Annotated in this window: 11 protein-coding genes; 1 reads left to right on the top strand and 10 read right to left on the bottom strand. The window is 55.1% G+C overall.

Translation table 11 applies throughout. From position 1 onward, the window contains the following. Window positions 1-186: 186 nt before the first annotated feature. On the top strand, window positions 187-717 hold the full coding sequence (locus I1969_RS06485; RefSeq protein ID WP_195233986.1) for a DUF5626 family protein: 531 nt from the start codon (window positions 187-189) through the stop codon (window positions 715-717). Window positions 718-1,048: 331 nt separating this feature from the next. Here I1969_RS06485 and I1969_RS06480 read toward each other — a convergent pair whose 3' ends face one another. From I1969_RS06480 to I1969_RS06435, 10 genes are all read right to left on the bottom strand, one after another. Next, the gene (locus I1969_RS06480; protein ID WP_229028303.1) at window positions 1,049-1,747 is read right to left on the bottom strand and encodes a helix-turn-helix transcriptional regulator; all 699 of its coding nucleotides are present in this window, start codon (window positions 1,745-1,747) and stop codon (window positions 1,049-1,051) included. Next, complete coding sequence (locus tag I1969_RS06475) at window positions 1,713-2,396, bottom strand: DUF3990 domain-containing protein (RefSeq protein WP_195233984.1); 684 nt, start codon at window positions 2,394-2,396, stop codon at window positions 1,713-1,715. Before I1969_RS06475 ends, I1969_RS06480 begins: the two co-directional genes overlap by 35 nt. A gap of 101 nt (window positions 2,397-2,497) precedes the next feature. Then, window positions 2,498-3,088: a ribosome biogenesis GTP-binding protein YihA/YsxC gene (gene yihA / locus I1969_RS06470; protein WP_006234871.1), complete on the bottom strand. Its 591-nt coding sequence runs from the start codon at window positions 3,086-3,088 to the stop codon at window positions 2,498-2,500. A 38-nt stretch (window positions 3,089-3,126) separates the two neighbouring features. Beyond that, window positions 3,127-3,867 (bottom strand): 5'-methylthioadenosine/S-adenosylhomocysteine nucleosidase, encoded by a 741-nt coding sequence (gene mtnN, locus I1969_RS06465; protein WP_195233982.1) that lies wholly within the window; start codon window positions 3,865-3,867, stop codon window positions 3,127-3,129. Between the two features lie 78 nt (window positions 3,868-3,945). Continuing rightward, window positions 3,946-4,878: a serine hydrolase gene (locus I1969_RS06460; RefSeq protein ID WP_195233973.1), complete on the bottom strand. Its 933-nt coding sequence runs from the start codon at window positions 4,876-4,878 to the stop codon at window positions 3,946-3,948. A 493-nt stretch (window positions 4,879-5,371) separates the two neighbouring features. Next, window positions 5,372-6,190 (bottom strand): pyruvate formate-lyase-activating protein, encoded by an 819-nt coding sequence (pflA, locus tag I1969_RS06455; RefSeq protein WP_195233971.1) that lies wholly within the window; start codon window positions 6,188-6,190, stop codon window positions 5,372-5,374. Between the two features lie 185 nt (window positions 6,191-6,375). Then, the gene (locus I1969_RS06450) at window positions 6,376-7,230 is read right to left on the bottom strand and encodes a DegV family protein (protein WP_229028302.1); all 855 of its coding nucleotides are present in this window, start codon (window positions 7,228-7,230) and stop codon (window positions 6,376-6,378) included. A 276-nt stretch (window positions 7,231-7,506) separates the two neighbouring features. Continuing rightward, complete coding sequence (locus I1969_RS06445; protein WP_195233966.1) at window positions 7,507-8,949, bottom strand: glycoside hydrolase family 32 protein; 1,443 nt, start codon at window positions 8,947-8,949, stop codon at window positions 7,507-7,509. A 101-nt stretch (window positions 8,950-9,050) separates the two neighbouring features. After that, complete coding sequence (locus I1969_RS06440) at window positions 9,051-10,502, bottom strand: PTS transporter subunit EIIC (RefSeq protein WP_052044095.1); 1,452 nt, start codon at window positions 10,500-10,502, stop codon at window positions 9,051-9,053. Between the two features lie 45 nt (window positions 10,503-10,547). After that, entirely contained in the window at window positions 10,548-11,930 is a 1,383-nt protein-coding gene (locus I1969_RS06435; protein WP_035137642.1) for a family 43 glycosylhydrolase, read from the bottom strand. Window positions 11,931-12,056 lie beyond the last annotated feature (126 nt).

The following is a 12,056-nucleotide window of genomic DNA, read 5'->3' as shown; positions in this document are numbered from 1 at the left end:
TCCCGGGGCCGGCCGGTCCGGCCCTCAGGGTATCGGGTTCCCACATTCATCCGCACATGTGCGGATGAATGTGGGAAATGTTCGGATGAAGTTGATAATCAAGGAAGGGGCGCCGGGCAGATAGGGGCTTTTTAGGTTACATAATAAACTGTTTATCTATGCTACTATTTAACTAGGCATCGCAGTATGGAGGTGGTCAAAGTGTTACGCACACTCAAAGCTTCGTTTTTCCTCTCGATACTTTTGATATTACCGATATGTTTCTCGTTTAGCCCTTCGACTGCTTATGCTGCAGAAAGCGATGCTGTCGCAATTTCTGGCGCAACCCAAGATTTTGATTTAACGAAAGGTCCCGAGCAGTCTCATCAAATCAAGCTTAAGGATGGGACCGTTGCAGTAATAGGAATTAAAAAAACCAATGAACCCAGCCTGATATGGGACAGTTACTACAACAACGCATCTGGAACTTGGACTATCTATTACAACAGTCCTTTTATTTATCGTGAATTCAAGATCAAGATAGCGAACTCGCTCATTACCAGCGCTTGGGGACAAAACTATACGACTATCGGCTGTACGGTAACTAACGAGTCCTTTATATGGAACTCGAAACAGGCGACATATCGACTCAACTATGAATCGATGGGGATGACGTCCGGTATCGCCGTGTTGCAAGCGACCATGGAAGGCAGCACGCTCCACACCTATGCAAACTAGACTCACATCAATTGAGGAAGTTCAATGATCCCAATTCCTGCACGCTCAGACATTATGATCGCTCTCGTTTGGATTCTCGTCGGAGTGCTTATTTGGCGTATCTGCAAATGGGTTAAAAACAAGAAATAGTTGATAAAACGTATATGCCATTTATGCGATGCTTGGGGCCGTTAAATCGGCCCCTATTTCTATAGCTTTTCAAGCAGCAGTCACCCATTTGGAAGTCGCAATGCCATTCATACGATTTCGGCCCTTTAAGCCGCTATCTATTGGTAGGGACTCTTGCTGGTAAGGAGCGCTTACTAGATACAAACCTTGGCAATATATTGGTTTAGGCGGCGCTGGTTTCTTTGTATTCGAAGACTGGCTCTAGGAGATCTTCGATGTTGCAGTGGAGGGCTTTTGCTATGGCTCTTACGCTTGTTACCGAAGCTTCATTGATGTTTCTCTGGCGCTGCTCGTACATTTGGATTGAGCGGAGTGACACACCCGATTCGTATGCCAGGTCTTGTTGGGTTTTCTTGAGCCTCTTTCTTGCTAGCGCCAGTTTGGTTTGGCGAGACGTTTTCTTCGCCATGTCGCAAACAAGACGCGCCACGCGCTCTTCCGAGGCTTCATGCCAGGGGTAATACATGCCGCAGAGCTCATCAAAGGGAACAACATGCAACAGGTCTTCGAACGACTCTCCTAGACGCCACTGCAGGTATGCCAATATCCAGCCTGCCCAGTATTCCGGCGTCTTCTCAAATCGATAGGCACGATCAGGCATCGACCCCGATTGATAGCCAGACCTTTCAGCAATGAGCGCAAACAACTCCACGCCCGATTTTCCCGATACTACCCATGCGTTGCCACGCTCAAACTCGCGGGCTACGCCGCTCAGGCAAAAGAGTTCAGCGACTTCTGATCCTTCTGCTCCATAATCGTTCACGGCATAGTCGAAGCAGTCGCCGAGGTTGTTCATTGCGTCCTCAAGATAATAGACGGGATATGTTCTACTCGGCCCACAATCCGTTAACACTTGGATCATCTAAATCAACCCTCCCTGCCATTAAATCCCTAATGTAGACGCCCTCAGCGTCGAATCCATTTACTGTGTCCAAGTACTTGCATCGCGCGTTCTGCTCTCGCTTAAAACGCTTGGGATAGTATTCGGAGCCGGTTGCCTGCTTCCAATCGCAAAATGTAATTGCCGAAAACGCACTCTCGCTCATGAGCGCATATTGGATACCCAAATCTCCTAAACGCATAATGCGCTGCAGCTGCCTGAGCGAAATCATGCCGCTGACAAACTGTCTTGCGAACGAAAAATATGAGTCGTCAGCACGATAGCCCCGGATGATGTCATATGAAGAAATGTCAATCAGATAGTTATCGAGTAAATAACGAAGCCCTTCGCGCGCCAACGGCGTCGAGACATTGAATTCCCTGTTGTCGGCCAAAATCGCAAGCCAGTTGAGAATTGAATAATCGCCGGACTCCAAATCCAAAACTGAAAGGCCATCCGCATTGAGTTCGTATCGATTCGCAATGCCATCGGCCTCGGTCCGGCATGCCCATTCCATCGCCATTTCCTCATGTGGCGTGCAATAAAACCCACGACCATAGTCATTGAATTGTCTGCATTTATCCAACGACGGATGCTCGACAACAACCTCCGACCCGTGCCAAAGCTCCATTGTGACCTCCAAATACAAATATCACCCCAGTGATAGTGTACCAACAACTATCACTGGGGTGATATAGATAGATGCAAACTATTGCCTGCCAAGAGCCCTTACTAGAGGCAGGCCTCGGCGATGCGCTTTTTGAGTTCGTCGATGCCGGTGCCGGTTTGGGAGCTTGTGATGATTACGTTCTCGGCCGGGACGTTGAGCTGCTTTTTGATGGCTGCTGCCTGGCGGGCCTGCTGGGTGCGGCTGAGCTTGTCGGCCTTGGTGAGGCAGACGATAAAGTTGAACTCGTTGCCCTGCAGGTAGTCGATCATGTCATGGTCGAGCTTGCTCGGGTCGTGACGAATATCCACCAGCGACACGACCAGGTTAAAGCTGCGCTCCGAGTCGAAGAAGTCGCCGATAAGTTCTGCCCAGCGGTCACGCTCGGCCTTGGAACGACGGGCGAAACCATAACCCGGCAGGTCGACGAAGTGCACGTCGTCAGCCTCAAAGAAGTTGATGTTGCTCGTCTTGCCCGGCGTGCTCGAAACCTTGACGAGGTTCTTGCGGCCAAAAAGCTTGTTCATGATCGACGACTTGCCCACGTTGGAGCGGCCGACGAAGCTCACCTCGGGACAGGTGGACTCGGGGATCTGCGAGACCTTGCCATAGCTGGCGACAAACTTGGCAAGCTGGTAGTTAATGGAATCGGCCATGGACACTCCTTGGTCGTAGGTTCTTACAAAAGAGCGCGCTAATAGATAGCAGCGATACGGCGAACGATATCGAGCGTAATGCCACTCGCGGTACGGGCATACTCGAACAGGTCGAACTCGCGGTCGCAAATCGCATCGTACGCCTCGTCACAATTATCGCTGATAGCGCGCAGCACCAGGCAATCGACACCATTTTTAGTTGCGACATGGGCAATTGCCGCGCCCTCCATGCCGACACAATCGGCATGCGTCGCCTCGATAGCGTCGTTGCGCATGGCGGTACCCGTCACAAAGCGGTTACCCGTGGCAATCGTACCGACCAGGAACTGCTTGGCGCCCTTGTTCGAAGCGGCTGCATTTGTCGAAGCATCAACAAACCCATGCTCAGCAAGCACATCGGCAGCAATATCGACCAGCGCAGGCGCCGAGCCAAACTCCTCGAGCCCCGGTGCAGACTCGGCGATAAGCGCGGTATCGGTATCCAGATAGCGCAGGCGTTTGCCGATGACCACGTCGTCGATATGGAGCTTGGGGTTCAAACCGCCCGCGATACCCGAAAGCACAACTGCCTGCGGAGCATACTTGCTAATGAGGTGCTGTGTTGCGGCAGCGGCATTCACCGTGCCCATGCCCGCCGTTGTGGCGACAAGCGTCAGACCGTCGAACTCACCGCTCACAACGGTCAAGCCCGCCTCCTGTGCCTCGCAAACGTCGCTCAGCTCTTCCTTAATCTGCATGATCTCTTTTTCGAGTGCACCGATAATCGCGATGGTAGCCATGCCATTCCCCAAACCTATACGAAATTCTCAACCACGGTATGGTACCAGCATTTTGTTTGACCTCGTCAAACGAACACGCTAGGCCAGCACAGCTCGCGTATCAAACAGAGCCTTTGCAATCGCAGCCGTAACCTCGCTCGAGCGATCGCTCCACGGCATCGATGTCATGATGCTCATAATGTAGGTGTCGCCATCGACATCGATGAGGCCCGCATCGCATGTCGAATAGCAACCATCCTCGCTTATCCAGCCTGCCTTGTTGCGCACCAAGGCTTGGTCGTCCGCAATGCCATCGCGAATAAACGATCGGGTCGTAGAGGTCAGAAGGCCCGATAGCCATTGCGACGTATCGGTATCACGGCTCAAATACTCGCTCATCTCGCGCCACAACTTGGCCGAGGTGCGCGGGCAATAGGTGGGAAAATCACTCATTGGATCGAGTGCGGTATCGTAATCGATGCCAAGACTGACAATCCAATCCTCGTAACCGACACGGTCAAACGCCGCACGCAACGCGATAAACGAATCGTTGTCCGAATTAACGACCGCGGCCTCGATCAGGTCGCGCACCGTCTGCCAGCCCATGTTGTAGCCGCCATAGGTGCCAAGGGAATCATCGAGTGAGACCTGGCCCGTCTCGACCAGAGATTCGCAGACGTAGAGCACATAGAGCGCCTTATAACTGCTCGCACCGTACACCTCGACATCGGCGTTATACGTCACGCCCTTGCCACTTGACAGGTCGTAGAACACCACGCCCACATCGCCCAATTCCTTGGCCTGGTCAAGGGCATCTTGGAGCGCGGCGAGGCTCTCATCCTCCAGGGCGGGGATCTGGTCATCAACCAGTGAGAAGGTCTGCACGGTATCGCCTGAGGGAATATCGTTAAAGTCCGCCTTCGAAAGCCTCGTCTTGAGGCTCGCTGTCGACAGGGTTTGACTTGCGGTGGCTTTAGATTCAGAGACCTTTTTGTTTTGCGTCTGCACCGTTGACGCATCTGAGTGTGCCATTCGCTCCGACGCGTAGGTTTTGGCGGTAATTCCGAGGATAATAACCGCCAACGTTAGCATCCCAATGGCAGCAATCTTCGTCACGCGGATGCGAGCGTCAGCGAGGCCACGCGAAGACGTGCCCTTCGTCTCATATCTGCTGCTATGCTGCGGCACATACTCGTCCCGCGATGCGTTATTTCGCACGTGGTCTCCTGATTGCTACCGTTTTATATACGAGCAGCATAATACCGAGCAGGCATTTCTTTCCAAAGATATTCAGCGGCGTTTAAGGCGTCTTTAAAGAAACCACAAGCGTTTCTATGCAAATACACCGATTCTGTTGCGCATCTCCGCCCAAAACGCAGTTGCGGTGGAATAGTTCCTGTTTGGGCGCATAAGCCGAAAAACAAGAACTATTCCACCGCAACTTGACGGGGCTCTTTGGCAATCAACTTGGTGCTCAGGGGCACTCATTTAAGTCTGTCCCCAATGAGTGCCTGAAAATGGCTCGCTAGCCGATGGCGTTTTTGAGTTCCGCGCGGCGCTTTTTCATGCCCGTCATGACGGCGTTGCGCAGCTCGGGCATGCGCGCGGTATCCATCTGGGGCACGCCCTCGAGCTTATAGGGAATGCCCAGCTGCTCATACTTGACAACGCCCATCGTGTGATACGGCAGCATTTCCAGGCCCACCACGTTGTGCCATGGAGCGATGAGGCGACCGAGCTTCTCGCACTCCTCAACCGTATCGGTAATGCCCGGCACCACCACGTGGCGGATAACGACCTTAATCTTGCGGCGCGCAAGCTCATCACCAAACGCCAGAATGCGTGCGGGATCGCAACCGGTCAGCTTTTTATGCTCGACGGGATCGGCGTGCTTAATGTCGAGCAGCACCATATCGGTCTCGTTGAGTACGGCATCGAACTTCTCGGGATGCGCGGGATCGAACGCATAGCCGCAGCTATCCAAGCAGGTATGCACGCGGCCATCGGGGTTGTTGTGCATTGCGCGGAACAGGTCGGCCAAAAACTCAGGCTGCAGGAGCGGCTCGCCGCCGGATACCGTAATACCACCGCTGCGGTAAAACTCATGGTTGCTCTGGAACTCGTCCATCAGGTGCTCGACGGTCACCATCGTGCCGCCGTTAACCGACCAGGTATCGGGGTTGTGGCAATACGCACAGCGCATGGGGCAGCCCTGAACAAACACCACAAAGCGAATGCCAGGTCCATCGACCGTTCCCATCGTCTCGATCGAATGCACGCGGCCCAGGGCAAACGCGGAGTCCTCAGGACGAGCGTCCACACCCTCGAGCGTCATCTCAGCCATTCCCGCTACCTTGCCTCTCATTGGTTTTAGCTACATAAATGCCAGAGTCATTCTAGCCTATATGCTTGATGGCGAAACGGTTTAGCGGTCAATTGGATTGTCCTATTTGGCCCCATGCAAAAGCGGCGGGAAGGTTGTCACAACCCGCCCGCCGCCGAGGCAATAGAAATCGATAGACGCAGGCCTTACGCTTTAAGCGTGAGCACCGCGCCGAAGGCGGTCGGGCCGCAATGGCTCGAGATGACGCCGCCAACCTGAGTCCAGGTAATATCCTTAAAGCCCAGGTCATGCGCATAGACCTCCATGTCGTCGCGCAGCTCCTGGGAAAGGCCCACCGAATACGCCAGGCCAATGTGCGAGTAGTCGATCTCGCCTTTCGCAACCATGTGGTCAATAAAGGCACGGGCGCACTTGAGCATAGAGCCGCGAAACTTCTTGGTCGCCACAAACTTACCGCCCGTCACCTCAATGCAGGGCTTAATCTTGAGCAGGTGGGCGCCAAGGAATGCCACGTTGGACAGACGACCGCCCGCCTTAAGGAAGACTAGGTCGGTAGGAACAAAGCCCAGCAGCACGCGGTCCATGACGGAATTCGTAAAAGCAAAGATCTCGTCGACGGTGGCATCGGGGTGAGCCTCGATGTATTTGGCGGTCTCGACGACAACGAGCGACTGGCCCACCGAGACAAAACGCGTGTCCATGGAGTAGACGTAGTCGCGGCCCTTGGCGGCGATCTTCGATGATTGATGCGAGCAGGTCGTGGCCTCGGAATACGCAAGATGCAGAATGGTCGCATCGGGCTGCTCGGCGTGGATACGGTCGTACACGTGAGCAAAATCCGCAGGCGCGCAGCCGCTGGTCTTGGGCATTACGCCAAACTCGTTGCAGCGTGAATAAATCTCGAGCGGATCGATCGAACCGTCCTCGACGGTCTCGTCGCCAATCGTGACATGCATGGGCACGCGCACGATGCCGTAGCGCTCGCAGAGCTCCGGCGTCACATCCGACCCAGACTCAACCACGATTACGTACTTGCCCATTATTATCACGACCCATCTCAACATTGGCTTTTCAACACATGGCACGCGCCGCCGCACTGTTGCACAACGGCGTCCAAGCGCCAAAGAGACGCCGCCCCTTGCACACAACAAAGGACAGCGTCTCCCTGGAAAACTCCGTGCTTAACTGAGATTTTACACGGTTTATAAATGAGTGTTACTTATCCCGCAAACGGTCGCTATACGCGATAAACGGTAGTTCGCTGCGGCAACTGCAACACATTCCGCCCAGCAAGTCCAATCGTGCCCCATGCACGGTTAATGCACGAGGCGGTAGAAATTCATCGATGCCGCGCCCTCGGCGTGCAGCTCCATCGCCGGAACCGCCGGCGAATAGGTACGGCTCGTAAGTGCCGCCTCGCCGCCATTTGCAAAAATCTCGACCATCGTAGTGTCCGAAAGCACGCGCAGGTCGCGAAGCTCGCTGAGCTCGATCGACCTCTGGTCGCGCCCATAGCCTTCGTCACCCATGTCGAGGGTAAGCATCCCGTCTGCATAGCACACAAAGACACCCTTGCGGATTTCGAGCTCGACCATCTTGGCGCCCTCACAGGAAACCACAAGATCAAACAGGCGGCCCGGCTCCTCAACGGTTTCACCGCCTGTCGCGCGAACGCAGTCGCCGCGCATCCTCTCAATCTCGTGCGCCGGTTGCTGGCAGAGCTTGCCATCGCGCATGCTCAGCTCTCGCGGCACCGTCAACGCGCACTGCCACCCGCGCGCCACCGTCGGGTTTTCTGCCGTCGCATCGGGGCAACCCGACCATCCGATCATCAAACGCCGGCCTGCAGTATCCTCAAAGGACTGCGGAGCATAGAAATCAAAACCGGCATCGACCATCGGGGGCATGCCCTGCCCGACGATTTTAAAGCTCGGCGCCTCCCAATCGGCCTCGATGGGGAACCACACGCACTGATGCGGATTGCGGTAACGCCAACCATCGGCAGGCACACCCTGCGGACAGCAAACGAGAATAAGCTCGCCATCGAGCTCAAACAGATCGGGGCACTCCCACATAAAGCCAAACTTCTCGCCCAACTCAATGCGCGTCGCATAGCTCCAGTCCTCAAGATTGCGCGAGGTATAGACAAGCACGCAGCCACGGTCGTCTTTCGTACGAGCACCCAGAACCATGTAGTAGATACCATCGTGCTCAAGGATCTTGGGGTCGCGCACGTGCGTACCGATATCGTCGGGGTAATCGACCGGTCCAACAGCTATGCACTTCTCGCCCAATTCGTCGGGATTCTCGGCAACCATATGAATCTGGTTTTGCTCACGGCCCGTCAACACGTAGTCGTAATCATCGCGGTCAAAATGCTTGACGTTGCCGGTATAGAAATAGTGAATCTTGCCATCGCGTACAAAGGCAGAACCAGAATACGCTCCGTTCGAATCCAAATCGGAATCGGGGAACAGCGCGGGGCCATGATTCTCGTACGTCACAAAATCCTTTGTCGTCAGATGGTTCCAAAGCACTGGACCGCCATGCGCAGCATCGAACGGATCGTATTGATGATAGATGTAATACGTATCACCAATCTGAACCAAACCGTTGGGGTCGTTGAGCCAGCCAAGCTCAGGCTCCACATGGAACAGGAGCCTATCGGGGTCGGACGCGATGCGACCAGCCGTCTCATCCTGTCCGGCACGCCACTGCTCATAGTCCGCGCGTGTCACCTTGTTTTTTTGATTTAACATCGCCGTTGACTTTCTCGTCTATGGGGAAGGACGCTCGACTCACACGAGTCGAACGCCCTTCCTCAAATGGACTTATCCTCAGATTACACTGAACGGCTCAACTAGAAGCTAACGTCGAAGCCAGCGCCAGCGCCCTCTTCATCGGTGGTCGGCACGCCCTTTGCCTTGTTGTAGGCAAAGATCAAGACGATCGGCACGATAAAGGCGATGAGATTGCCAGCCACATACCACACGAGGGTCTCGGGCGTGACGATGAGCAGGCCAAGCACGCCGGTCAGACCCTGACCGATAGCGCGCACCTCAAAGAGCTTGACGAAGGCACCGCCGCAGCCTGCACCGATGCATGCGCAGATGAACGGAATGATCGAATAGCGCATGTTTGCAGCAAAGATAGCGGGCTCGGAGATTCCGACCAGCGTCGGGATAAAGGACGACATGCAGATGTTGCGCTCTTTGGAGTGCTTCTTGTGAATGAGGTACATACCGATGGCGCCGCCGCCCTGGGCGATGATGGAAACCGACCAGATGGCCTGGATGTAGTTGAAGCCGGTCGTGGCAACGAGGTTGGCCTCGATACCCTGGATGAACTGATGCGTACCGGTAACGACGAGCGGCTGCAGGAACGCGGCAAAGACAAAGGCACCAAAGACGCCCATCCTGTTGTACAGGATATCGATTACGCCGGCGAGGACGTCACCGATCAGGTTGCCGAGCGGGCCGAACACGGTGAACAGGGCGACGTTAGCAAGAATCAGGGTAACGGTCGGGACAAAGACGAACGAAACGACCTCGGGGATGTACTTCTGGGCAATCTTCTCGACCTTGGCCATAAACCAGGCAGTCAGGATTGCGGGGAACACACCGCCCTGGAAAGCAACCATGGGAATGGATAGCGGACCGAAGTTCCAGTACTCAGCACCCGTCGGGTCCATAACGAACGTGTTACGGTTCATAAGGCTCGGGTGAACCATGACGATACCGACGAGGATGCCCAGGATCGGGTTACCGCCAAAACGCTTGACCGCGCTGTACATAACCAGGACAGGCAGGTAGTCGAACGTGGTGGCGATAATGGCAAAGAAGCTTGCGAGGTTCTTGAGGAACTCGCTGTGATCGGCGAGGCTGCCCTCCATGCCAAAGAGGCCGTTGGCAACGATCAGCGACTTAAGGCCGATGATGATTGCAGCGCCGACGAAGGCGGGAATGATGGGGATAAAGATATCCGAGAATACCTTGAGGACCGAGAAGAACTTGCCCTTCTTGTCCGCCTCGGCGCCCTTGACCTCGGAAGCACTGATCTCCTTAACGCCCGTCAGAGCCATAAACTCATCGTAAACCTTGTTGACGGTACCGGTACCGAAAATGATCATGAGCTGGCCGCTGTTGTACAGCACGCCCTTGACGCCATCGATGTTCTCGAGCTCGGCCTTGTTGTATTTGCTCGTATCCTTGAGCACCAGACGCAGACGGGTCACGCAATGCGTGGCGCCCTCGATGTTCTCCAGTCCGCCGACGTTGTCGACGACTTGCTGGGACACTGCCTTGTAGTCCATGTTCCTCTCCATTCCTTTTCTAAATCATAAAACGGTTCGTTGCCGCTACAGAGACGCGATCGTTGCGTTTGCGCACTTGAGCGCACCGTCGGTGACGGTAAGCGCCACACCCTGGCCCTGCTTGTTGCAGAAGCGAGCGTTGAGCGCAACATCATCGACAAAGATGGTCGCGATGTCGTCGTCGACGACCAGACGCACATGGTGAGTGCCCTCGCCCTTAAAGAACAACGGACGCTCGAGGCCCATGTTGTTGACCTGGAACCACGGGTACTGGGGAGCCGGCGTGAACTCGAGCTTGCCCTCGCGCAGGTTGGCGCGGAACTCATAGGCAAGACCGGTCTCGGCGTCCTCGGCGAACTTGACCGAGAAGCCGGCAGCGTTACCGCCGAGCTCAATGTCGGCATCGAGCAAGTAGGTGGAGCCGGCATCTGCGGCGAGCACCTGCTCGACCTTGCCCGACTCGCAGGAAAGCTCAAAGGTCTCGACTGCCTTAGCCTCGCCAAAGGCGCCAAGCATGCTGTCGGGGAGCTTGGTGCCGAGCGTTCCGTCGGCACGCTGAACGATCTCGAGGGGCATAAAGGTGCCACCCCATAGGTAAGAGCTGGGGTCGCCGCCCTCGTCACGCGTAGGAACCCAACCAAAGAGAACGCGACGCTCGCCATCGAATGCGGTGCGAGCGGCGTAGTACGCGCGGCCGTCGAAGGAGTCGTCAGCGGGGGTAATCCAAGGACCGTTGATGGACTTGGACATGCGGTAACGGGTCTTGTTGCCGTCGCTGTACTCGGAAAAGACGAGGTACCACCAGTCGCCCATCTTAAAGAGATCAGGCATCTCAAACATGGTGTACAGGCCCGGGTTCCACCAGTCGCCCTGGAACTCCCAGTTGGTCAGATCCTTGGAGGTGAACTTGACCAGGCGGCCGGTCATCAGACGCTTGTCCTCGCCCACACGCGTGCCGAGGATGAGCATGTACTCTTCGTTCTCCTCATCCCAAAGCACAAAGGGATCGCGCCAGTTGCGGTCATCGTAACCCTCCTGGGGCGGAAGCAGCGTCTCGGCGATGTTCTTCTCCCACTTGACGGCGTCGTCGCTCGTTGCATGAAGAAGAACCTGCTTCATCAAACGTGCGCGGACCTTATCGCGATTGCAACCAGTGTAGAGCGCATGGTACTTGTCGCCCACCTTAAACACCGTGCCGGCATAAATGTACTGGTCGACTTCCTCGTCGCCGCCGCGCTCAAGGCTCTCGCCAAAGTCCTTGTAGTTGACGAAATCCTTGGTCGTAGCGAGTGCCCAGCCAAACGGCTCTCCGAAAGGTTCGGGGTTACGCGTGTCACGCTGATGATAGAGATAGAACGTGCCGTCCTCGCCGTACGGCATGATGTCGCCTACCCAAATTCCCTCAGGCTGGTAATACACCTTGTGCATCCGAGACTTCCTTTCCACGACATACTAACTCGGTACAATGGCAAGATATGTCAATCGTTTTCATATGTCAAACGTTTTCACACCAATACGTCTTTTCGCAGTTCCAGTCGTCGGCAAACGGTTGAC

This window comes from Collinsella aerofaciens, assembly GCF_015548375.1.
Classification (GTDB): Bacteria; Actinomycetota; Coriobacteriia; order Coriobacteriales; family Coriobacteriaceae; genus Collinsella; species Collinsella aerofaciens_AB.
The sequence above is the reverse complement of the archived record's forward strand: the minus strand, read 5'-3'. Positions and strand labels throughout refer to the sequence as shown.

Bases quoted from the DNA above. Each gene is read 5' to 3' on its own strand.
- I1969_RS06435 (WP_035137642.1), bottom strand. From the start codon at position 11,930: ATGCACAAGGTGTATTACCAGCCTGAGGGAATTTGGGTAGGCGACATC.
- mtnN (WP_195233982.1), bottom strand. From the start codon at position 3,867: ATGGCTACCATCGCGATTATCGGTGCACTCGAAAAAGAGATCATGCAG.
- I1969_RS06440 (WP_052044095.1), bottom strand. From the start codon at position 10,502: ATGGACTACAAGGCAGTGTCCCAGCAAGTCGTCGACAACGTCGGCGGA.
- I1969_RS06450 (WP_229028302.1), bottom strand. From the start codon at position 7,230: ATGGGCAAGTACGTAATCGTGGTTGAGTCTGGGTCGGATGTGACGCCG.
- I1969_RS06480 (WP_229028303.1), bottom strand. From the start codon at position 1,747: ATGATCCAAGTGTTAACGGATTGTGGGCCGAGTAGAACATATCCCGTC.
- I1969_RS06445 (WP_195233966.1), bottom strand. From the start codon at position 8,949: ATGTTAAATCAAAAAAACAAGGTGACACGCGCGGACTATGAGCAGTGG.
- I1969_RS06475 (WP_195233984.1), bottom strand. From the start codon at position 2,396: ATGGAGCTTTGGCACGGGTCGGAGGTTGTTGTCGAGCATCCGTCGTTG.
- I1969_RS06460 (WP_195233973.1), bottom strand. From the start codon at position 4,878: ATGGCACACTCAGATGCGTCAACGGTGCAGACGCAAAACAAAAAGGTC.
- pflA (WP_195233971.1), bottom strand. From the start codon at position 6,190: ATGGCTGAGATGACGCTCGAGGGTGTGGACGCTCGTCCTGAGGACTCC.
- yihA (WP_006234871.1), bottom strand. From the start codon at position 3,088: ATGGCCGATTCCATTAACTACCAGCTTGCCAAGTTTGTCGCCAGCTAT.
- I1969_RS06485 (WP_195233986.1), top strand. From the start codon at position 187: ATGGAGGTGGTCAAAGTGTTACGCACACTCAAAGCTTCGTTTTTCCTC.